A 20730-nucleotide genomic window follows, 5' to 3' on the forward strand; every position below is an offset into this window, starting at 1 on the left:
CGCTGAGGCAAGCTGAGTGCAAACTTGCGAATGTTTAATTTATAACTCAACACTCACAGAGCACCGGCACTCGGCATCAACGTGATTTCTTCAATCACAGCCCCTTGAGGCAGCAGTGCGATTTGTAAAATTGAGCTGGCGACAATTTCTGGGGTTAACATCTGAGAACGTTCAAAATCAGCTTGAACGGTTTCTGTATCCCAAATAGGGGTGTTAACGCTACCCGGACAGATGGTTGTGACGCGAATGCCACTGCCGCGTTCTTCTTCTGCCAGGGTTTTAGAAAGGGCTACTAAGCCAGCTTTGCTGACGTTGTAGGCACACCAGCCCGGAAAGGCGCGGTAGGCAGCTACAGAGGCAACGTTAATAATTATGCCGGCCCCTTGCTGGCGCATCATCGGTAAAATTCCTTGGATGCTTTGAAAAACGCTGGTGAGATTCAGATCCATCACCCCCTGCCAGTCGGCTAGAGGTGTGTCCATTAAGGTGCCGGTGTAACCCATGCCGGCATTATTCACCAAGATATCAATAGGGCCAAAATCGGAGGCTATAGCACTCATCCCTTCTCGCACTAACTCAACCTTAGCCAAGTCCAAGGGATAAACACCGGCTTTGACGCCAGCCTGACGGACTGCCTCAGCAACCGTCTCTAGCTTTTCCTGTGAGCGACTAACAAGGGCGACATCAACGCCTGCTTGCGCGAACGCCAAGGCTGTTGCTTTACCAATCCCACTGCTTGCTCCTGTAATCAGGGCGCGTCGTTTTGTTGGAAAATTCATTAAATGTTTTGATTATCTCCGATCGGCTTGAGCTTTGCGTTCCTCACACGGAATCAAGCCCGTCGCGTCAGAAAACTGCACGCGAGCCGGTATGAGAAAACTGTTACAAATTGTAACTTATGCAATTATACCATTGAGGCTTTGGAATTCTTTTAGATGCCAGTAGGTAAGGGCGGGAACTCTAAATTGGCCCTCAGCCGCCCATACCTCTGCCGGCGAATCAAATTCATCGTCTTTTAAAGACGGTATCGCTTGAAAACAGCAAAATAAATTAAGCGCGAGCTTCTTCAAACATCCCAATATTGCGGAACTTTTGATATCGCAGTTCCCGACGTTGCTGACTTGTGAGCTGGGAAAGTTCATCCAGCTGCTGCAACAGCGCCTTTTTGAGGATTTCTGCTGCCTTAAGCGGGTCAGAATGGGCACCCCCTACAGGCTCAGTCAGCAAATGGTCGAGAATGCCGAGGTTTTTCAAATCCCAAGCGGTGATTTTAAGCGCATCTGCGGCGAGTGCTGCTTTACCGGCATCTTTCCAAAGAATCGCGGCACAGGCTTCAGGCGTTGCCACAGTATAAACCGCGTGTTCAAACATCAGCAGCCGGTCGCCTACCCCAATGCCCAAAGCCCCACCCGATCCACCTTCGCCAATAATCGTACAGATAATCGGCACATCCAGACTAAACATTTCCCGGAGGTTATAAGCAATGGCTTCTCCTTGGCCCAGGTGTTCAGCTTCGATGCCGGCCCACGCTCCCGGCGTGTCAATAAAGGTGAGAATTGGCATTCCAAAACGGTTGGCGTGTTCCATTAACCGCATCGCCTTGCGGTAGCCGCCGGGAGATGCCATGCCAAAGTTCCTAGCCACGTTATCTTTCGTATCGCGGCCTTTTTGATGACCTAGCATCACGACTGGACGACCGGCAAGACGCCCAACGCCGCCAACAAGTGCTGGATCGTCTGAACCCCGGCGATCGCCGTGCAGTTCCATCCACTCATCACTCATCGCTTGAATGTAATCCAGCGTGCTGGGGCGTCTGGGATGACGCGCCAGCTGAATTCGCTGCATCGGCGACAAGCTACTAAAAATTTCTTGACGCAGTTGCAAAGCCCGCGCTTCTAACTGCCGGATTTGTTCGGAGACATCGACCCCGTTTTCTTCAGCGAGTTGCCGAATTTGGTCAATGCGGCCCTCTAGTTCTGCTAAGGGCTTTTCAAAGTCTAAAAGAAAGGTTCTGCGCTCAGCGGTTGCCATAGTTAACAGTCAATAGTCAGCGATCAGCGGTCAGCGGTCAGTGGAAGCGTGGTGATCGTTTCAGTGCCGGCAGTTGGCTTTTTTAATTTAAAGCCAACCGGCAACTGAGAGGAAACAACCGACAACTGACGACTGACTGCTGACAAACAGCTAGTAACTCAGTAGGGGCCGAAATCCGTGTTTAACGGACATCTGGCCAATCAGCTCCATTTTTTCCACGGTAATCTGATTGCGGCCCCAAGAAAAGTTGGTGTGCAGCTTCTCAAATTCCAGCAGCATTGACTCGGCAAAGCAAGCAAATAGCTGTCGCGCCGGCGCATCCATGTTGACGATGTTCATGATTTTCCACTCAATATCGAGGGAATGCTCAACAATGCCGCCATTGAGCACATAAACATTAGGATGCTGAATTGTGGTGGCCATATTTTTGGGATAGCCGCCGTCAATCATCAGGCACGGCTGCTTTAATTGCGCTGGATCGATTTCCACGCCCTTGGGCATACTTGCCACCCAAACCACGATATCAGCTTGGGGAAGGGCTTCCTCTAGCTGCATGATTTTGCCCCGTCCTAGCTCGTCTTGCAAAGCTTGCAATCGTTCTTGATCGCGTGCGATTAGCAACAGTTCAGCCACATCGGTGCGGGAGTCAAGCCACCGGCAGACGGCACTACCGATGTCGCCGGTTGCGCCACAAATTGCGACGGTTGCCTTTGACAGTTCTATTCCCAGTTTCTGGGAAGCTTGTTCTACCTGCCGGCAAATAATATAAGCCGTGTGCGTGTTGCCGGTGGTAAAGCGTTCAAACTCTAGTTTGATATTGCGGATTTGCTGGAACTGCTGCTCCAGTTTGAAGTTTTCAAAAATGATCGAGGAAAAGCCCCCTAAAGCGGTGATTTTTAGGCCATGCTTCTGGGCGTGAGCCATTGCGTTAAGGATTTTACGCGTGGCTGCTTTAATCCGGCGGCTAGCTAGCATTTCTGGTAGAAAACACGATTCTACATACCGGCCTTCGATTTTTTGGCCGGTGATGCTAGTGACAGTAATCTCGTCAACGATTTGGGGAGGGGCAGAACACCAAAAGTCCAACCCTTGATCTGCGTATTCTGGATATCCCAATTCTCTGGCGACAGACTGGGCGTGTTGCAAACTGGTAAGGTGACCGATTAAACCAAACATGAACTGCTAGGGGTGAGCCGGTGAATCTGGGGGCAATGAGGAAGGGCAAACAAATTATGTTAATCCGCGCACGCATCATCAAGGGAGTGAGGAGGTAAGAGAGTGAGGAGAGAATAGATGATTCTTCGCTCCACTTTTCTTGACCTTGATCCCTAACACCGAATCCTTACACGGGCATGGACTGCAAAAATTGTTAAAGATTACTTAATCATTAACATACTACAGCACACATCTGCTTAAAATAGCAGAGGCACGGCCTAGCGTGCCCCTACTTGGATTTTTAGACTGATTTTGGTACAACAGACAGCTTTATAGCCGAGAGAGAACTACACAGCAGCCAGACCGTAAGCAGACAAGCGCATCAGTTCGCGGGGAGTGAAGCCAATATTGCTGAGGGCTTCGCCGTAAGCAATCATGAAATCTTCAACCAGTGCTTCTTTTTCCATCCCCAAGATACTGGCATCTGCTTCAACTTCGTTCAGCATCCGCCAGACAAGCGGGAGGTTCTGGCGATTGGCTTCTTCTAGTTCAGCTTTGGAATCTTCAAAGTGTGCTTTCAGCCAAACTTCTCCAAAGTTGAGGTGGCTATATTCATCCTTGACGACGCCTTCGGTGATTTTGCGAGCGAACTCATCAGCAACGGGAATGTAGATGTTGTAAGCAGCGATCGCAAAACACTCAATAATCAGTGATTGAATCAGCAAGCAGGTTACAACTTGATTTTCTGCTGCTGCCACTTGAAAGTTTTTGTGCAAGCCGGCAAAAAACTTGCGAGCAAATTCCATATCAGGGGTCACTTCAAGGTTCCGCCCGCAAGCTTGGAATCCTTTCTTGTGACGGTTTTCCATTTTCGATAAGCCGATCAGCTCATCTTTTTGATCGGGCAGCAGTTCAGCCAGTTTGATATAGTTCTCGTTGGCTTCTTGTTCGCCTTCGATAACAATGGCGTTAATGCGGCTGTAAGCGTCTTTGTATTTTTCGCTTTGAAAATCGATGGTTGGGCTGGCCTCAAGCTGCGGCATAGGTTTCTTTTCTCCTCATCACGAGTAAGCCGATACGAGATTGACCCGTAAACTGTAGGGCAACAGTTAAAGGTTGTGGAATGTAACTTACCTTATAGTTTACTTTACATAACTTTCAACAAAGGGTTTAGCTCTGTTATTGGCTCTGGGAAAGCTTTAGCGTCTTAACGGGTCGCCCTCAGACAGGTTTTTATCTTAATAGATGTATTATAAACTACAAATAACGCAATAAATCTGATCAGGCTTCCTTAAATCAAGGGTCGTGATTTTAATTAGTAATTCCTATAATAGGGAAATCTCATAAGCTCCCATGCCTCAAGACAGTTTGGATAATCTTAAACCGGCAAGCCAGCACAGCCAGAAATCCGCCCGGTCTGTCTCGCAGCCGGCAAATACTTCTCAAATCGGAACATGGTTGAGCCTGCTTGCGTTAGTCATGGGTGCGGCAGTGGTGCTGTTGCCACTGGGTGTGGTATTTCTCTCTTCATTAACCCCCACCGGCACATCGGGCATTTGGCCAAATCATCTGACGTTGGTAAATTATCAGGAGGCGTGGCGGCGCGGGAATTTCCTGCTAGCGTTTGCCAATTCTACCTTCGTTGCCCTGGCAGTTACTGGCTTTCAAGTTGTCACCTCGGCTCTAGCGGGTTACGCCTTAGCCCGGTTAAAATTTCAGGGCCGGCAAATCGTCCTGCTAATCGTACTGGCAACGCTAGTGATTCCATTTCAACTGCTGGTGATTCCCATCTTCCTAGTGCTGAAATGGGGAAACCTGATTAATACCTACGCAGCGCTGATTTTACCCACGGCGGCCAATGGATTTGGAATTTTTCTGCTGCGGCAATATTTTCTCACAGTGCCGGTGGAGTTGGAAGAGGCAGCGGCACTTGATGGGGCAAACCGGCTGCAAATTTTATGGCGAGTCATGCTACCGTTAGCCAGGCCGGCTTTGGTCACACTGTTTTTGTTCACCTTTATCGGTGAGTGGAATGATTTATTCAAACCCTTAATTTTCACCACCCGACCAGCACTGAGAACGGTACAGCTCGCTTTAGCAGATTTTCAAGAGCAATTTACCAATAACTGGTCGTTACTAATGGCAGCCGTAGTGATTGCAACCGTGCCGGTTGTGTTGCTATTTCTTGCCGGCCAGCGGCAGTTCATTCGCGGCATTGCTACGACAGGAATTAAGAACTAAACGGCGAGATGTCGAGAAATTTACAAAAGCTAGGTCTATTTTTAATCATTTTCTCGTTTCTTCCCTGGATTGCCATTGTTGCTATTGTGCCGTGGCTGCCATTAACTGCTGCCTTTAAAGCTGTTTTGGTTCCAGTCATGCTAGTTCTAGCAGAAGTAGCTTTTTGGCTGGCGTTGTTACTGGTAGGAAAAGAAGCCGCAACCCGCTACCGACGCTATTTTAATCTTCGCACGTTGTGGAAGCGTTTGAGAAAGTGGATCAGGCGGCATTGAATAAGGGCACTAGGGAGAAATGGAATTTTTAGGAAAATAGATGATGAGCAAACAAACAAGTTTGTTTATTTTTTCATCTGAGAAAATAACGAGATCAAGTATATTTTTAACTTTGCGTATTTAAAGCATCTGTTTGTGGCCGGCTGGGAAGCTCCATAATAAATTCTGTTCCCTTTGCCGGATCAGATAAACAGGATAATTTCCCCCCATGCTTTTCCACCACAATTTGATAGCTGATGGATAAGCCAAGTCCAGTACCTTTGCCCACCGGCTTTGTGGTAAAAAAGGGATCAAATAGCTTCTTACGGACTTCTTCCCGAATGCCAGGGCCATTATCAGAAATTGCTACGACAATACCACCGGCAGCGGAAACAAAGGTGCGAATCCCAATCGTGGGGAGTTTACATTCAGATGTTGAGGTTTGAGCATCGGCTGTATCGGCACTAGCAAAGGACTCTTCCAAAGCATCAATGGCATTCGCCAGGAGATTCATAAACACTTGATTAATTTGGCCGGCATAACACTCGACGGGAGGTAAATCCCCATACTCTTTAATGACCTCAATCCCAGGAAAAGACCCCTTGGATTTTAGCCGGTTGTGTAAAATCAGCAGTGTATTATCAATTCCCTCATGAATATTAACCGGCTTGACTTCCGCTTCATCTAAGCGAGAGAAATTTTTCAGCGTTCGCACAATTTCGCAGATGCGTTCCGCCCCCATTTTCATCGAATCCAGAAGCTTAGGCAAATCTTGCAGCAAGAAATCCAAATCAATCGCCTCAACTTCCTGCTGGATTCGTGCAGTCGGTTCTGGATATTCTTGTTGATAAAGTTCTACCAAACCTAACAAATCTTGGATGTAAATCGTCGCATGGCTTAAATTGCCGGTGACAAACCCAATGGGATTGTTAATTTCATGAGCAACCCCAGCCACCAATTGACCTAAAGAAGACATTTTCTCAGTTTGAATCAGTTGCAGTTGAGTTTGTTGCAACTCGTGCAAAGTAATTTCTAATTCTCTGGATTTTTGGCGTTCTATTGTAGCGGCTGCTGCGCGTTCTTCCTCGACTCCAATCGCTGCAGCAACAATCCCCATCAGCTTCTGGTCAGCTTCCGTGAATGTAATCGGCTCAGTATACATCACGCACAAAGAACCGAGATAAGTCTCTCCCCGGCGCACTGCTTGAGCGATGTAAGTCTGCAGCCCGTAAGATGCTACAGACGGATCAGTCTCGGCATAAATGGTGTTCTGCAAGTCACAAATAATGACAGCCTCAGCATTCCCTTGCTGAATCACGTCATAGCAGATATGGCCATCAGCGCGATCCACCGGGCAATAGTTAGCTGGGGTATGCCACTGTCCAACTGAGTGCAGCAAGGGCTTCTCTTGTGTTTGCCCAATCTTCTCTAGCCGGTTGTAAAGCGCACAAGCGCCTCCTAAGAGTTCTCCTGCCAGTGCAGTTAGCCTCTGGATATTTTCAACGGCATTGGTGCCAAATCCCAAGAAGCACTCATTAATTTTACTCAGCCGCAACTCGACTTGTTTGCGAGATGTGATGTCGCGGGAGTTGATGACAATTCCTTTAACAGCCGGATCTTCGAGTAAATTAACGCTAACCGCTTCCAGAAAACACCAAGAACCATCGGCACGCCGGAGGCGATACTCTTGAGGAATTGAGACTGCCGGCTTACTTGTCAGACGTTCGTGATTAGCGAGTGCTTGGGGCAAGTCTTCAGGGTGGACAAATTCAAAGGCATACTGCCCCACCATTTCTTCCGGTGGGTAACGCAACACCGTCGAGACTGAGGGACTGGCGTAGAGGATTGTACCTTCGGCATCCGTAATCGTGATGATATCAGAGCTATGGCGAATCAGTGACCGCCATTTAGCTTCATGTTGAAATAGGGCAAGAGCCGCTTGCTTGGCAGCAGTAATGTCTTCCACCACGCCTAGAATAAACTGGACTTGGCCTTGAGCATTCCGGAGCGGGGAGACACTCAGCCGGCCCCAGCAGATGCTACCATTTTTGCAAATAAAGCGTTTTTCACTTTGGTAAGCGTTGTGTTCGCCCTTCGCCGGCCAATCGCCCTCTAAATCGGCATCGTCTGGGTGAGTCAAAGCAGTAAACGTCATGCCGCGCAACTCGCTTTCGCTATAACCTAGCATTGCCTGAAATGCCGGGTTGGTGGCAATCAGTTTTTGTCCTTTGACAGAAGCAAGTCCCATGCCGATCGCTGCACCCTCGAAAATGGTGCGGAAGCGCTTTTCGCTGTCTCGCAGTGCGGCTTCTGCGGCGATGCGATCTGTAATGTCGCGGCTGACAACAACGAGTCCTTTGCGGCTGCCATCCGGGTTAAACAGGGGCACTTTGTGCGTGTCATAGACTTTGCTTGAGGCATCTGACTGTGGCAGGGTTTGGGTGTGATGGTTGCCGGCAGTCCAGGGGGTTTCATCGGTTTGCCGAATCTCGGCTAAGAGATGTTTGTGGGGTTCGCTGATATAGGGGGCGAGGGCATCGTCTGTTTTGCCGCGATACTCTACCGATTCTAGGCCAAAAAGTTGGAGGGCGGATTGATTGGCCACAACCCAGCGCCCCTGGCTGTCTTTCAAGGTAACGGCATCCGGGACTGCGTCGATTAAGGTATTGAGCCAGTATTCTTGATTTCGCAAGGCGGCTTCGGCTTGTTTGCGCTGGGTGATATCCACGACGGTGCCTTCGTAGTACAAAAGCTCGCCCTGTTGGTTTCGGACTTCCCAAGCGTTTTCTGAAATCCAAATTTCGCTACCGTCAGCTCGGTAAATTGCGGCTTCAAAATTACTAACTGAACCTTGTTCTTGGATGTGGTGTGTAAATTCGCTGCGCCGGCTATTCTCAACATAAATATTGTGTGCGCCGCAACATCGCATCAGTTCTTCAGGTGAGTCGTAGCCATAAATTCTGGCTAAGGCTGGGTTGGCGCTCAGGTATCGTCCGTCTGGTGTGGTTTGGAAGATGCCTTCGGTGGAGTTTTCAAAGATGCTGCGATATTTGGCTTCGGTTTCTCGTAAGGCTTCTTCTGCTTGTTTGCGAGCGGTGATCTCTGTCTGCACCCCAATAAAGTGAGTTAATCGCCCGTCGTTGTCGCGTACCGGCGAAATGGTAAGTTCATTCCAAAATGGGGTGCCATCTTTACGGTAGTTTTTCAAGATGATTTGTAGGTCACGCTCTTCGCGCAGGGCGCACCGAATTTCTTGGAGGGCGACTGGATCGGGGTCTGGCCCTTGCAAAAACCGGCAGTTACGCCCGATAATTTCTTCTCGCAAGTAGCCGGTGATGCGCTCAAAGGCGCGATTGCAGTAAACGAGGGGCTGGTCGGGTTGGGTTGCGTCCGCAATGACGATGCCGGTGCTGGTTGCGTCCAAAGCCCGCTCATATAGTCGGAACACGTCTTCCATCAGGCTGGGTGCGCTACGGTCGGAGGGATGGCAGTGCAGGGTCTGAGTAGGAAGAAGTGTCATGGGGCTATCCGATTAAAAAAGTATAAAAAATTCTGGGCAAATTTTCCGAGCGTGTGAATATGTTAGAAAGTTCCACTTAAGATCAGGGCTTTTGTTGGACAATAACCAGCGCCTGTTGTGCCGACCCATGAATACTAAAAGTGCCGACACTGGATAGATGCAACTTACACCTTTCCCTTTGCAGCTTTAGCGGCTGCTTACCCTTTTATCTCAAGGGCAGGGAAGGCTATTCAAATGTCAAGTGGTGTTAGTTGAAGATGTAGAGCGTTAGCCTGTGGCAGTTTTGGCTTCTCGCTAGTAGAGTCGGCTCGGCGTTCTTTGGGTTTGAGAAAACATTATGGGAAGATATCTAACCTTAGGCTGTTTTACTCTCAAATAAACTCTACCTTTAGGATGATTTTAAGTGTTAACCTGGACGTAGACCAGCAGATGCGAAAGTCGTGTATTGCACAGCGGGGGTAAGCAGTGGATGAGTGGCATTTAACCAAGTTGAGGCGTGACGCCCTCAGGGTTGGCATCACCCAATTTCGTTTCCTGGAGATTTGCACCAACAAGATTAGTGGTTTTAAGGGCCGCCCCGCGCAAGTCTGCGCGACTGAGGTTAACTTTGGCCATATCAACGCCGTGCAAGTTTGCCGTCCGCAAATCTGCCCCTTGCATATCAGATCCACGAAGATAGGCGATCCGCAGATTCGCTGCAACCAAGTTAGCGCCGGCTAAGTTCGCCTCGCGCAGGTCAACTGAAAGCATATTGGCACCTTCAAGGTTAGCCCCTGCTAAATTGGCTTGACGCAGATCAGCCGCAACCAAGTTAGCCCCCGCTAAATTAGCACCAGCAAGATTGGCGCAGAATAGGTTAGCCTCACGCAAGTCAGCGCACTTAAGATTCGCCCCTTCTAGGTTCATCTGGTATAACAACGCCTTCCGCAAGTCAGGGCAGTTTGGGGGGGACTCTAACCGCCACGCATTCCAGTCAGCAGTTCCTTCTTTAAGCACCGCAAGATGTCGTTCGTTAGCCATTTTGATTTTTTTTGGGCACAATAATCTTGACTGTTGGAACAACTCAGTGGCATTGCCGCCGGTTTTTCCCTTAATTCCTAACAGATTTTTCGTTTTTTCAGAACTGGAGAATTATTTACAATTATTACCCTTTTCTTTAAAGCAACAGAAAGCTGATACCCGAAATCGAACAACTCAGGTTGGAGAAATCCAAAGTCTCTGACGGGAAGTTCCCAATCTCATCTCCATTAAAGCTAGATTAGTAGATGTGCAAATGAGAAAAAGCTTGTCAGGGAGCGATGCAAAGGTTTTTTCAGCGAGCCGGTTCAAGCCGGTTTCGGCCTAATTGATCAATCTGCTTGCAGAGACTCAAGTTTTAACAACCCTCTTTAAAATTTTAAGTCTCCACAGGCGATCAAGTATAAAACCCTGTAACAAAAGAATACATCAGTTAGTAGATTTTCCAAAAAACACCCGTTAACTGTATTTCGTAGGTAAATAGACTTATCTTCTATACCTTTTTTGTCAGTATCCTATCTCTTGTCTATTAGGAATTCCCGCAGAAAAAGTCCTATGCTCTATGCCCCTTTTTTAGAAATGATATCAAATTTAATCTGCTTCATTAAAGTTTTTTCTCTTCTAAAAATTTCGCAACGCTTAAATCTGTGGGGTGTTGTTTTTAGAATTAGATATTTGAAAATTTAAAATAAATTTTATTAAATTAATAGAAAAGTAACCAGTAAGATTGAGTTATAGGATAGCAGAAAGTCATACAAATGAGCCGCTCAACTAGAAACAAGGATGTAAGTGAAGCCCTAACTCAGGGAAGTTTGTTAAATCGGATGACAAATCGCATCCGTCAATCCCTAGAGTTATCAGAAATTCTGTCGGCTACAGTGGCAGAAATGCGCTTGTTTCTCGACACGGATCGGGTGAAAGTCTATCGATTTCATGAAGATGGCACCGGCGAAGTGATAGCCGAGTCCATCTATGAGAATCGTCTGCCATCACTGTTAGGTTTGCACTTTCCTGCCAGCGACATTCCCGTTCACGCCCGCGAGCTGTTTGTTAAGGCACGAGTGCGTTCAATTGTGGATGTTGCAGCCCAGCGTATCACCTTTAACTGTATCAACTCTGTGGATACCACCGGCGGCTTAAGCATTGAAGAAGTGCGAGCGCAAACCATTGAAGAGGTACTACAACGACCTGTCGATCCTTGCCATGTGGAATACCTGACAAGGATGGGGGTAAACTCGTCTCTGGTGGTGCCGGTTTTACACGAGGGAGAACTTTGGGGTTTGCTGGTTTCCCATCACGTAGATCCTAAGACTTTCTCATCGGAAGACTTGCAAATTGTGCAGATGATCGCGGATCAAGTGTCAGTTGCGATCACCCAATCTAATCTGCTAGAGCAAGCCCGTACCAAGGCACGTCGAGAAACTTTAATTAATCAAATTTCTAAACTGCTACACGCGCCTCTCAATATTCAAGAAAGCCTACAAAATGTTTTGGGAAGAGTCGTAAAATCTGTTGCTTGCGCCGGCGGCAGACTTTACCTGAATCCAATGGACACCGCCTCACTTCCAGAACTTTACACTATCGGTGAACAACCCGATTTACCCTCTGAAACCGGCAGAGCAATCTGGCTGGAATATCATCCCTTCTGGCAACATTTGATGGCGCAAGAAAGCTTAGCAGGAGTAGGTTATCAACCAACTGCTGATGAGGTCGATCAGTGGCTATTTGACTCCAACGCCTTCTCCGGACAAACGCGCGCGCTCGCCTCGGTTCGCATTGTTAGGGATCTTTACCAAGAACCTTTACTGGAGTCGGTCTCGCCCAGTTTTCGTACCGGCTCTATACGCAGCTTGCTGGTGATGCCCCTGCGCTACGGGCAACAGTCCCTTGGTTGCCTCACCCTTTTCCGCAATGAAATTGATACGGATATCCTGTGGGCGGGTCGTTTTAACCCAGATGAACGAACAGCAAGAGTCCGTGATTCGTTTGAAGTTTGGCGAGAGTTAAAACTCGGTCTAGCCCCAGAGTGGACTCGTGACGAACTGGAACTGGTGCAGTCTTTGGGCACTCACTTGGCGATGGCGGTGATGCAAAACCGGCTTTATTTGTGGGAACGGGAACACCGGCTGTTAGTGGAAATGCGAAACCAAGAACTCAATGCCGCCCGTGCCGCTGCCGAGGAAGCCAGCCGGTTAAAATCGGATTTTCTCTCCTCCACCAGCCATGAATTACGCACACCGCTTGCCTCGACACTCAATTACCTGAAACTCCTAAAAGAAGGTTATTATGACAGCGAAGAAGAGTTAAAAGAATATATCCACGTCGCCCACCAATCTGCAGAAAATTTAGTGGCAATTATTAACGATGTATTGGATATTGCCAAGATAGAAGCCGGTCGGATGAATCTTAACTTTGAGCGAGTCAGTCTGCCGCCCTTACTTGAAGAACTCACGCGGATGTTCAGTATTGATAGCCGGTGTAAGAATATTCCCCTGATCGTGGAGTGTGAGGTGGAAAGCCTCTGGGCTGACAAAGTCAAACTCCGGCAAATCCTGACAAATCTTCTTTCAAATGCCTTTAAATTCACCAGCACCGGCGAGGTTCGCATTCGGGCTATCAAACGACTCGGTGCCGGTTTTTCTCCCACTGCTGGGGCACCAGAGCCATTTTCCCGGCAATTTGCTGAAATTTCCGTCGCTGACACCGGCATCGGCATCGACAGCACCCAAGCGAGTTTGCTATTTGAACCGTTTGTGCAAGGAGATGGCTCAATTAAGCGGCGCTATGGCGGCACCGGCTTAGGTTTAACCGTCTGCAAACGTTTGGCTGAACTGATGGGGGGTCAAATTTGGCTGGAAAGCCCCGGTTTGGGACACGGCACAACAGTTGCTTTCACTTTACCGTGGATGTAGGATGCCTCAAATACCCCCTGTAATTCAGGGAAAACCCATTGATTCCAGTCCAGCAACCATTGCAGAGGTGTCGAGTGAACATTTTACTCGTTGATGATGATTACCTCTTGGCCAAAGGTACGGCCAAATTAATTCAACGCATGGGAGGGCATACCGTCTCCATTACAGACAATCCAGTTGAAATTTTCAAGCAATGTGAATCGGGAAGTATAGACATCGTGCTTATGGATGTCAACTTACCGGGGGCAACTTGGGAAGGGCAAGAAGTTAGTGGGGCAGACTTGTCTCGCATCCTCAAAACTCAACCCTCAACCTCCCATATTCCGATTATTATTGTTACCGCCTATGCCATGTTGACAGAGCGACAAACCCTGTTGTCAATTTCCCACGCGAATGATTTTTGTACTAAACCCATCACAGATTATGAGGCGCTTTTAGAATTAATCGCTCAGCTCACTAAAAAGAATTAAAAACTGAAAGTCACTGTGCCTAATGCTGGGCTTAGCAGAAAGTCAACAAGCGTTGAGTTTACGAGAAGTATGGAAAGCAATAAGACGGTTGGTAAAGGTAAACTGCCGCAACCGAAAGATATAACACAACGACTTTGCTTTTATTTGCCGGTTGCACCGAGTGCTAGCCGATAACTTTAATATTATTTTAAATTTTTGCCGATTTTTGACCGAACATTATATGTAACAATTTAAATAACTCTGCGTTAGAGTTCAAAGTTTGTATCATCAATCAAAGAAGGTAATGAGGAAAATGTATAAGGTTGCCGTTCTCGATGATGATGAATATTGGTGTTTGGCAATCCAGCGATACTTTAGAAAAGAATTTGAAGTTTCTATATTTCTTGAAGTAGAAAATTTTTTAAATAAAGCGAGTCAGTTTGATTTAGCCATTGTAGACTTCTCAATTCCTAGAGCTAAATTTGAACCAAAGATTAGCGGCAGTGAGATTATCTGTCATCTCAAAAAAACCTTAGAAAATCCGCCAATTTTAGTGTTAGCAAGTGGATTTATTAGCCAAAACGATAGAGAAGCCGGTCAAAAATTGTGTCCACAAGCTGACGATTTTTTAGCAAAGGATGCTGGATTAGATCAAATTTTAATCCAAATTAAAGAATTGATGAAAGTTAAAAATCATCATAATAATGAGCCAAATCATAAAAAATAAACGATTATTTAAAATAAGTTATTTTTTTAAGTAGCAGAAAATTCCAATTTTCCATGCGAGGAAATTAACGGGAAAAACGCTTTGTCGCTTCCTGTTAAAACGAAGAGAAGTTTTGTGTTAACGAACCCTATGAAAATTTTAAGAGTACATGACGAAACAGGCAGCAGGCTAGTCTGCACACGGAAAAATCTGCTAGCTTTTTAAGACAATCAACAGATCGGCGAATCCGGACAGGCGTTGAGGCACCTGCTGGAAATCGCGCCATTGCATCTACAGGAGGGAGTGAGGAGGATGAGCATGGAAACATTAAAAGGACGCGATTTATTGAGTTTGGCAGACCTCAGCAATGGAGAATTAGAGGAACTCCTGCAACTGGCGGCACAGATGAAAGCAGGAAAAATTAACCGGCAATGTAACAAAGTTTTGGGTTTGTTGTTCTACAAAGCTTCAACTCGGACACGCGTTAGCTTTTCTGTGGCGATGTACCAGTTGGGAGGCCAAGTCATGGATCTCAACCCCAGCGTGACTCAGGTGAGTCGAGGAGAACCGCTGATTGATACTGCAAGGGTTTTAGACCGCTATCTAGACGTTTTGGCCATTCGTACTTTCGCGCAAGCGGATTTGCAAACTTTTGCAGACTATGCAAATATTCCGGTGATTAATGCCCTGAGTGACCAAGCACATCCTTGTCAGGCTTTGGCGGATTTGCTGACGGTTCAGGAGTGTTTTGGCACGCTGAAAGGCATCACCCTAACTTATGTAGGCGATGGCAACAACGTGGCAAATTCTCTGCTGCTAGGTTGTGCAATGGCGGGGATGAATATCAGAGTGGCTACACCGGCAGACTTTATGCCGGCAGCCGACGTTGTAGAACAGGCGCGGACACTTGCCGGCGACAAATGCGAAATTACCATTACCAATGACCCCATCGCTGCTGCCACCGGCAGCCAAGTGCTGTACACCGATGTTTGGGCGAGTATGGGGCAAGAGGAACAAGCAAAGGATCGCGTTCCGCTGTTTCAACCTTACCAGCTCAATGAACAGCTCTTAAGTTATGCCGATAAAGATGCGATTGTCTTGCATTGCCTGCCGGCACATCGGGGAGAAGAAATTACCGATGAAGTGATGGAAGGTTCTCATTCGCGGGTTTGGGATCAGGCAGAGAACCGAATGCACGCGCAAAAGGCTTTGTTGGCAAGTGTGTTAGATGCAAACTAATTGGTGAATCTCTTGCCACTCAGCCTCCGTTAACGGCTGCATCACCAACTCAACCCCAAAACAGCAGCCGGCAGCCGCAACCAACGCATTGATAATCGTTTCAATTGGCATATTTAGGGACAAAGCTGCCGGTGTTGCTTCTTCGCCAAATACCTGAGAAAACAGGTTAGTATCCGGCTGTAGCCGCATCGATCCATGCTGCAAAATTGCGCCATCGCGTCTTAACTGAGCACTGCCAATTAACTTCACACCGGCAGCCGTCACTAAATCTGCGCCGGTTGCATTGCCAAAACAGTTGGGGTTGTTAATGTAACTGCGCCCAGCATCCCCGTAGTGCAACTCAATGCCCAGCGATCGCCAACCGGCAATTAAAAATTCACAAATTGCTTGATACGCTTGAATGCGGTTGCCGGCTAATCCTGAAGTCACTACCGCATAGGTTAAATCTCCCTGATGCAGCACTGCCCGCCCGCCGGTGGGACGCCGCACCACATCCACCGGCATCCCTTGCCACTCGATTTGTTGCCAAAATTCCGGCCAGCGATGTTGATGATATCCCAGAGAAAGAGCCGGCGGCCACATGGTGTAAAACCGTAAAGTTGGCGGATGCAAGCCGGCACTATGCTGTTGCATCAACCAACGATCAATCGCCATCTGAAGGTTCCCAGACGCTTGCAGCAGCGGGATTAAACGCCAAGAAGGGGTAGAGGCACAGGAGAGAACGCTATAAGTGTCGGTTTTTATCATTTATCCCATGCCCCGTGCCCCTACCTTTAGGTTGGCGAAGCCTTGCCCTATTAACTATTGCCCGTATTCTGCCTGCAACGCGTCGTCGTTGTCGTCCGCGATTGTCGCCACAATTGTAATGGTTCTAGAAATTTCTGTCGGTGAAAGGTCTGCTACGGTTCGCGTTGCTATCACCACAACCTGATCGTTAACAATGCCGAAGCGGGATTCAAATGTGGCTGATGCGTTCATTTCTAGTAGCTTCCGCATTAACTGCGGTTCGTTCTTAGCCGGCAGCTGCATCACAAATGACCAAACGCTTAAGGTATCATCATCCGTCGTGCCGGTGAGTTGCACGAACACCTCAACGCTACCGTAGTTAAACTTCCAAAGATGACCCTCTTCGCCTTGGGCAACCATCACCTTTTGATCGATGGCCATACTAGTGACAACCGTTTCAATCTCCCCGATAAGATTGATTGTCGTCGCATCTTCAACCAGTTTGTTGGTGATAATATCTTCAGTTGACGGGCTTTGAGCGGAAACCGCTTGCAAATTTTGCTCACTGGTCGTCATACAAGTCTCTCCTCCTCTGTTAAGGTGTCCCTTAAGCAACAGTATCGCGTGTGAGTGGTCTTCTGAGCCAGTGATACTGACTTTTTCTTAAGGCGTCAGCAGATCAAGAGTGGGGGGCGAATTCCATAAACTCGCCCCCACGCACCCTTTATCCCGCTCACTTTTCACTCAGGATGGTTTGTGGGCGATCCAGTATTTGCTCACCATGTGAATTTCCGTGGTGATATTCGTGAACCCTGCTTTTTCCAGACGTTCTACTAAATTATCCGTTGTGTAGTGCCGGTAGTAAGGTTCGTGAAACATAGCGGGGAAGTTTTCCATCATCGGCATAAAATCAGGAGAATCGTTCGCCTGAATTGAGTCGCAGATCACAAAGACTCCGCCCGGTTTTGTTACCCTGAAGCATTGCTCAATTACCTGCTGCCGCGCCTCTGCTGGCAACTCATGGAACAGAAAAACGCAAGTCAATGCGTGGAAGTAGTTATCCAGGTAGGGTAACTCCTCTGCATTGGCTTGTAAAAGTTGCGGCAGTTCTCCCGGATTTTCCGAGAGTAACTGATTTGCCTTGCGGAGGTAGGCCGGTGAGAGATCCGTCCCAAACAGGGAAGCTTCTGGCAGGGTGCCCCGAATGAATTTTAGGGTGCGCGCAGTCCCGCAAGCCACATCTAGAACCCGAATTTGATGAGGTGGGATTGAACTAAAAGCTTGCAATCCTTGCTTTAAAGGGGCTAAAATGCGCCGGCGCATGGCATCCGCCGCACCGTTAAATAAAATTTCCACCTGCAAGTCATACAAATTGGCGGACATATCACTTAAATAGCCGTCCGTTTGGTGGTGAAAGTTTTGCAGGTAGTAGCTGGGATAACCTTCTGTCTTAATATCTGGGGAAAATTCATGATATTTTTTCTGGTTCGCGCGTTCCCAGATTTGCGGCATATCTAGCACAATCAGCGGATAGTAGCGGAAAAAATCTTCCCAAGGATTATCAAACAGCAAGGTGAAAGGATACACGCCTTGTTCGGCATCCTGCCAGTCTTTTTCAAGCAGTTGATTCAACCTTTGTTGAAGTTTTAGTAAAAGTTCTGGATGTAGGGGTTGAGTTTTCTGTTTAGAAGGACTAACCAAGTTCAGCAATTGCGAACTGATCGCTTTGTGAGCCAGACCAAAGTAAGTTTTACCTTGTTGGAAACTTTGATAGGCGAGTTTAGTTAGGGTGTCAGGCATGGGAGTGGAACAGTCAATTTTAGGTATGTGAAGATGTAATTATTAATAATTGTAACGAATAAATATCGAACCGGCTTTGAGACAAAAAAAGCCACCGCATAGGGTGGCTGCTGCGCTCGTTATACGAAGAGGCCGGTTTTAGCAATCGTAGTAGAGAGCAAACTCGTAAGGGTGAGGGCGCAAGCGCATCGGGTTGACTTCGTTGTCGAGTTTGTACTCGATCCAGGTATTGATGAAGTCTTCGGTGAACACGCCGGTGCTCGTCAAGAATTCGTGATCGGCTTCGAGTGCTTTGAGTGCGTCCAACAGAGATCCAGGCGTTGAAGGAACCTTGGCCAGTTCTTCAGGAGTGAGGTCATAGATGTCCACATCCAGAGAGTCACCGGGGTCGATCTGGTTCTTGATGCCGTCAATACCGGCACACAGCATCGCCGCAAACGCCAAGTAGGGGTTGCAGGTGGCATCTGGACAGCGGAACTCTAAGCGCTTGGCTTTGGGGTTCATCCCAGATAGGGGAATGCGGATCGAGGCAGAACGGTTGCCTTGAGAGTAAGCCAAGTTAACCGGCGCTTCAAACCCAGGCACCAAGCGTTTGTAAGAGTTGGTGGTGGGGTTGGTGAGTGCCAGCAATGCCGGTGCGTGCTTCAGCAAGCCACCGATATAATGCAAAGCAGTTTGGCTCAAGTTGGCATAACCGTCGCCCCAGAACAGCGGTTGGCCGTCTTTCCAAATAGACTGGTGGGTGTGCATCCCGGAACCGTTGTCGTTAAACAGCGGCTTAGGCATGAAAGTGACGCTTTTGCCATATTTCTTGGCAACGTTTTTGATGACGTATTTGTAAGTCATCAAATAGTCAGCCGCTTTCACCAAGGTGTCAAAGCGGAAACCCAGTTCGTTTTGTCCGCCGGTGGCAACTTCGTGGTGGTGCTTTTCAATGGGAACACCACACTCTGCCATTGTCAGCAGCATTTCGGTACGGATGTCTTGCAGCGTATCTGTCGGCGCGACTGGGAAGTAACCTTCTTTGTAGCGAGGTTTGTAACCGAGGTTGCCGCCGGCTTCTTCTTTACCAGAATTCCAGCGCCCTTCTATGCTATCGACGTAGTAGAACCCTGAGTTCTCAGTTTGGTCGAAACGGACATCTTCAAACACGAAGAACTCGGCTTCTGGGCCAATAAACGCGGTATCGCCGATGCCGGTGGAAATCAAGTAATCAACGGCTTTCTGAGCAATCGTGCGCGGATCGCGGTTGTACCACTCACCCGTGCGCGGTTCTTTAATGCTACAGATCATGCTTAGAGTCTTCTCTTTCATGAATGGGTCGATCCAAGCCGTGGTTGGATCAGGCACCATTGCCATGTCTGATTCGTTGATAGCTTTCCAACCCCGAATGCTGGAACCGTCGAAGGGAACACCTTCGTCGAAGGCACTCTCGTCAATCAAATCGCGGTAGAAAGAGCAGTGCTGCCAGATACCTGGCGTATCAATAAATTTTAGATCGATGATCTTGATGTCTTGCTCTTGGATCAGATTCAAGACTTCTTGAGGGGTCTGGGGCATGAACGGCTCCTTGTTCCTGGATATGTAAAGTTTTGCCACTCTGTTGAATCTGAATCATCCTAGAGATAAGGATTGGCAGTATTTTGTATCGTAGGATACAATATTCCTTTTCGTCGCGCAGAGTGCTTGATGGATTTAACCACACTCTGGACTTAGCGCCAATAGTAAAGAGTGCTGAGTATGGTTAGTTGCTGGGGTTAAAGATGAGCAAGATATTGTAAAGAAGCGTTACAACAAAGCGCTCTAAAACAATGACAAATAAAGAACAAAAGCTGGCAAATATGTTTGTGGGTAACGCTTTGTAGTAGACTACAATCGGCTATTTGTATGACGCCTACGCGGACTGGCGGGACAATTGGTGTCAACTTGCCCGACTCCTTATCAAGCTAGAGCAGTTGATAAACGCTCTCGCTATCAGGTTTCAAATGTGCAAGATGGTACTAGGTGTGTGGAGGCCGGTCACAAGTTGCAAATTCTGTGTTGAGATTGTTGGGAGAGAAATTGAATGCGGGACGCAGTCACAAGCCTGATTAAAAACTACGATGTTACGGGTCGTTACTTCGACCGGGATGGGATTGAAAAGCTAAAATCCTATTTTGAAACCGGCACCGCACGGGTTCAGGCAGCAGCAGTGATTAATGGGAATGCAGCAGCGCTGGTTAAGCAAGCTGGATCTCGTCTGTTTGTTGAATTGCCGGAACTGCTCCGTCCGGGTGGAAATGCCTACACAACCCGTCGCTACGCAGCGTGTCTGCGGGATATGGATTATTACCTGCGCTATGCCTCTTATGCGTTGGTTGCTGGTAATACGGATGTGCTCGATGAGCGGGTACTCCAAGGTCTGCGGGAAACCTATAATTCTTTAGGTGTACCCATTGGGCCGACGGTTGTAGGCATTGAAATTCTCAAGGAGCTTGTTAAGGAGCAAGTCGCAGCAGCGGGAATTGCACCCGGTGCTTGGTTAGATCAGCCGTTTGAACACATGACCCGTGAGTTGAGTGAGCGGGATATCTAATAACAATTTGTGAGTGCGATTGCAACTTATTTAGATGTGATGGTTAGCACTTAATGGTTAGCCGTTATTTTTTAGCGACTCTCTACTAAGTGCTAATCCAATCACAAT

General features: G+C 47.8%; 18 protein-coding genes. 7 read left to right on the forward strand and 11 right to left on the reverse strand.

Annotated elements, in window-relative coordinates; translation table 11 throughout:
* Nucleotides 1–53 precede the first annotated feature (53 nt).
* The 5 genes from H6F56_RS16150 to H6F56_RS16165 form a co-directional block, all read right to left on the reverse strand.
* Nucleotides 54–779, reverse strand: coding sequence for an SDR family oxidoreductase (locus H6F56_RS16150; RefSeq protein ID WP_190670009.1), 726 nt, complete (start codon nucleotides 777–779; stop codon nucleotides 54–56).
* 271 nt (nucleotides 780–1050) lie between these two features.
* Nucleotides 1051–2031: an acetyl-CoA carboxylase carboxyltransferase subunit alpha gene (locus H6F56_RS16155; RefSeq protein WP_190670011.1), complete on the reverse strand. Its 981-nt coding sequence runs from the start codon at nucleotides 2029–2031 to the stop codon at nucleotides 1051–1053.
* 23 nt (nucleotides 2032–2054) lie between these two features.
* Nucleotides 2055–2177 carry a hypothetical protein gene (locus H6F56_RS26910; RefSeq protein ID WP_255513733.1) on the reverse strand — a complete coding sequence of 41 codons (123 nt, stop codon included), beginning with the start codon at nucleotides 2175–2177 and terminating at the stop codon, nucleotides 2055–2057.
* Between the two features lie 4 nt (nucleotides 2178–2181).
* Entirely contained in the window at nucleotides 2182–3207 is a 1026-nt protein-coding gene (locus H6F56_RS16160) for a long-chain acyl-[acyl-carrier-protein] reductase (RefSeq protein ID WP_190670013.1), read from the reverse strand.
* Between the two features lie 326 nt (nucleotides 3208–3533).
* Nucleotides 3534–4229, reverse strand: a complete 696-nt coding sequence (locus H6F56_RS16165; RefSeq protein ID WP_190670015.1) for an aldehyde oxygenase (deformylating) — start codon at nucleotides 4227–4229, stop codon at nucleotides 3534–3536.
* A gap of 436 nt (nucleotides 4230–4665) precedes the next feature.
* On the opposite strand from H6F56_RS16165, the gene H6F56_RS16170 reads away from it, so the two are divergent.
* Nucleotides 4666–5427 (forward strand): carbohydrate ABC transporter permease, encoded by a 762-nt coding sequence (locus H6F56_RS16170; protein ID WP_242032051.1) that lies wholly within the window; start codon nucleotides 4666–4668, stop codon nucleotides 5425–5427.
* An 8-nt stretch (nucleotides 5428–5435) separates the two neighbouring features.
* Nucleotides 5436–5699: a transporter suffix domain-containing protein gene (locus H6F56_RS16175; RefSeq protein ID WP_190670019.1), complete on the forward strand. Its 264-nt coding sequence runs from the start codon at nucleotides 5436–5438 to the stop codon at nucleotides 5697–5699.
* 106 nt (nucleotides 5700–5805) lie between these two features.
* Here H6F56_RS16175 and H6F56_RS16180 read toward each other — a convergent pair whose 3' ends face one another.
* Together H6F56_RS16180 and H6F56_RS16185 are read right to left on the reverse strand one after the other, a co-directional pair.
* Entirely contained in the window at nucleotides 5806–9198 is a 3393-nt protein-coding gene (locus H6F56_RS16180) for a PAS domain S-box protein (protein ID WP_190670021.1), read from the reverse strand.
* A 480-nt stretch (nucleotides 9199–9678) separates the two neighbouring features.
* Complete coding sequence (locus H6F56_RS16185) at nucleotides 9679–10218, reverse strand: pentapeptide repeat-containing protein (RefSeq protein WP_190670023.1); 540 nt, start codon at nucleotides 10216–10218, stop codon at nucleotides 9679–9681.
* Nucleotides 10219–10973: 755 nt separating this feature from the next.
* Between H6F56_RS16185 and H6F56_RS16190 the strand changes: the two genes are divergently transcribed.
* From H6F56_RS16190 to argF, 4 genes are all read left to right on the forward strand, one after another.
* Nucleotides 10974–13127, forward strand: a complete 2154-nt coding sequence (locus H6F56_RS16190; protein ID WP_190670025.1) for a GAF domain-containing protein — start codon at nucleotides 10974–10976, stop codon at nucleotides 13125–13127.
* Nucleotides 13128–13201: 74 nt separating this feature from the next.
* Entirely contained in the window at nucleotides 13202–13597 is a 396-nt protein-coding gene (locus H6F56_RS16195) for a response regulator (RefSeq protein WP_190670027.1), read from the forward strand.
* A gap of 292 nt (nucleotides 13598–13889) precedes the next feature.
* On the forward strand, nucleotides 13890–14303 hold the full coding sequence (locus H6F56_RS16200) for a response regulator (protein ID WP_190670030.1): 414 nt from the start codon (nucleotides 13890–13892) through the stop codon (nucleotides 14301–14303).
* A gap of 297 nt (nucleotides 14304–14600) precedes the next feature.
* A complete protein-coding gene (gene argF / locus H6F56_RS16205) occupies nucleotides 14601–15521 on the forward strand; it encodes an ornithine carbamoyltransferase (RefSeq protein WP_190670033.1) in 921 nt (306 codons plus the stop codon).
* Here argF and H6F56_RS16210 read toward each other — a convergent pair.
* From H6F56_RS16210 to glnA, 4 genes are all read right to left on the reverse strand, one after another.
* The gene (locus H6F56_RS16210) at nucleotides 15507–16268 is read right to left on the reverse strand and encodes a lipoate--protein ligase family protein (RefSeq protein WP_190670035.1); all 762 of its coding nucleotides are present in this window, start codon (nucleotides 16266–16268) and stop codon (nucleotides 15507–15509) included. The genes argF and H6F56_RS16210 overlap by 15 nt on opposite strands.
* Nucleotides 16269–16322: 54 nt before the next feature.
* On the reverse strand, nucleotides 16323–16823 hold the full coding sequence (locus H6F56_RS16215) for a YbjN domain-containing protein (protein ID WP_190670037.1): 501 nt from the start codon (nucleotides 16821–16823) through the stop codon (nucleotides 16323–16325).
* 168 nt (nucleotides 16824–16991) lie between these two features.
* Nucleotides 16992–18047, reverse strand: coding sequence for a class I SAM-dependent methyltransferase (locus H6F56_RS16220; protein ID WP_190670039.1), 1056 nt, complete (start codon nucleotides 18045–18047; stop codon nucleotides 16992–16994).
* A 138-nt stretch (nucleotides 18048–18185) separates the two neighbouring features.
* Nucleotides 18186–19607 (reverse strand): type I glutamate--ammonia ligase, encoded by a 1422-nt coding sequence (gene glnA / locus H6F56_RS16225; RefSeq protein WP_190670041.1) that lies wholly within the window; start codon nucleotides 19605–19607, stop codon nucleotides 18186–18188.
* A 505-nt stretch (nucleotides 19608–20112) separates the two neighbouring features.
* On the opposite strand from glnA, the gene apcB reads away from it, so the two are divergent.
* Complete coding sequence (gene apcB / locus H6F56_RS16230) at nucleotides 20113–20622, forward strand: allophycocyanin subunit beta (protein WP_190670043.1); 510 nt, start codon at nucleotides 20113–20115, stop codon at nucleotides 20620–20622.
* Nucleotides 20623–20730 lie beyond the last annotated feature (108 nt).

The organism is Microcoleus sp. FACHB-672, assembly GCF_014695725.1.
Classification (GTDB): Bacteria; Cyanobacteriota; Cyanobacteriia; order Cyanobacteriales; family Oscillatoriaceae; genus FACHB-68.

Excerpts from the sequence above, each read along its gene's own strand:
- H6F56_RS16150 (WP_190670009.1), bottom strand. The coding sequence starts at position 779 with ATGAATTTTCCAACAAAACGACGCGCCCTGATTACAGGAGCAAGCAGT.
- H6F56_RS16155 (WP_190670011.1), bottom strand. The coding sequence starts at position 2,031 with ATGGCAACCGCTGAGCGCAGAACCTTTCTTTTAGACTTTGAAAAGCCC.
- H6F56_RS16160 (WP_190670013.1), bottom strand. The coding sequence starts at position 3,207 with ATGTTTGGTTTAATCGGTCACCTTACCAGTTTGCAACACGCCCAGTCT.
- H6F56_RS16165 (WP_190670015.1), bottom strand. The coding sequence starts at position 4,229 with ATGCCGCAGCTTGAGGCCAGCCCAACCATCGATTTTCAAAGCGAAAAA.
- H6F56_RS16170 (WP_242032051.1), top strand. The coding sequence starts at position 4,666 with ATGGGTGCGGCAGTGGTGCTGTTGCCACTGGGTGTGGTATTTCTCTCT.
- H6F56_RS16175 (WP_190670019.1), top strand. The coding sequence starts at position 5,436 with ATGTCGAGAAATTTACAAAAGCTAGGTCTATTTTTAATCATTTTCTCG.
- H6F56_RS16180 (WP_190670021.1), bottom strand. The coding sequence starts at position 9,198 with ATGACACTTCTTCCTACTCAGACCCTGCACTGCCATCCCTCCGACCGT.
- H6F56_RS16185 (WP_190670023.1), bottom strand. The coding sequence starts at position 10,218 with ATGGCTAACGAACGACATCTTGCGGTGCTTAAAGAAGGAACTGCTGAC.
- H6F56_RS16190 (WP_190670025.1), top strand. The coding sequence starts at position 10,974 with ATGAGCCGCTCAACTAGAAACAAGGATGTAAGTGAAGCCCTAACTCAG.
- H6F56_RS16200 (WP_190670030.1), top strand. The coding sequence starts at position 13,890 with ATGTATAAGGTTGCCGTTCTCGATGATGATGAATATTGGTGTTTGGCA.
- argF (WP_190670033.1), top strand. The coding sequence starts at position 14,601 with ATGGAAACATTAAAAGGACGCGATTTATTGAGTTTGGCAGACCTCAGC.
- H6F56_RS16210 (WP_190670035.1), bottom strand. The coding sequence starts at position 16,268 with ATGATAAAAACCGACACTTATAGCGTTCTCTCCTGTGCCTCTACCCCT.
- H6F56_RS16215 (WP_190670037.1), bottom strand. The coding sequence starts at position 16,823 with ATGACGACCAGTGAGCAAAATTTGCAAGCGGTTTCCGCTCAAAGCCCG.
- H6F56_RS16220 (WP_190670039.1), bottom strand. The coding sequence starts at position 18,047 with ATGCCTGACACCCTAACTAAACTCGCCTATCAAAGTTTCCAACAAGGT.
- glnA (WP_190670041.1), bottom strand. The coding sequence starts at position 19,607 with ATGCCCCAGACCCCTCAAGAAGTCTTGAATCTGATCCAAGAGCAAGAC.
- apcB (WP_190670043.1), top strand. The coding sequence starts at position 20,113 with ATGCGGGACGCAGTCACAAGCCTGATTAAAAACTACGATGTTACGGGT.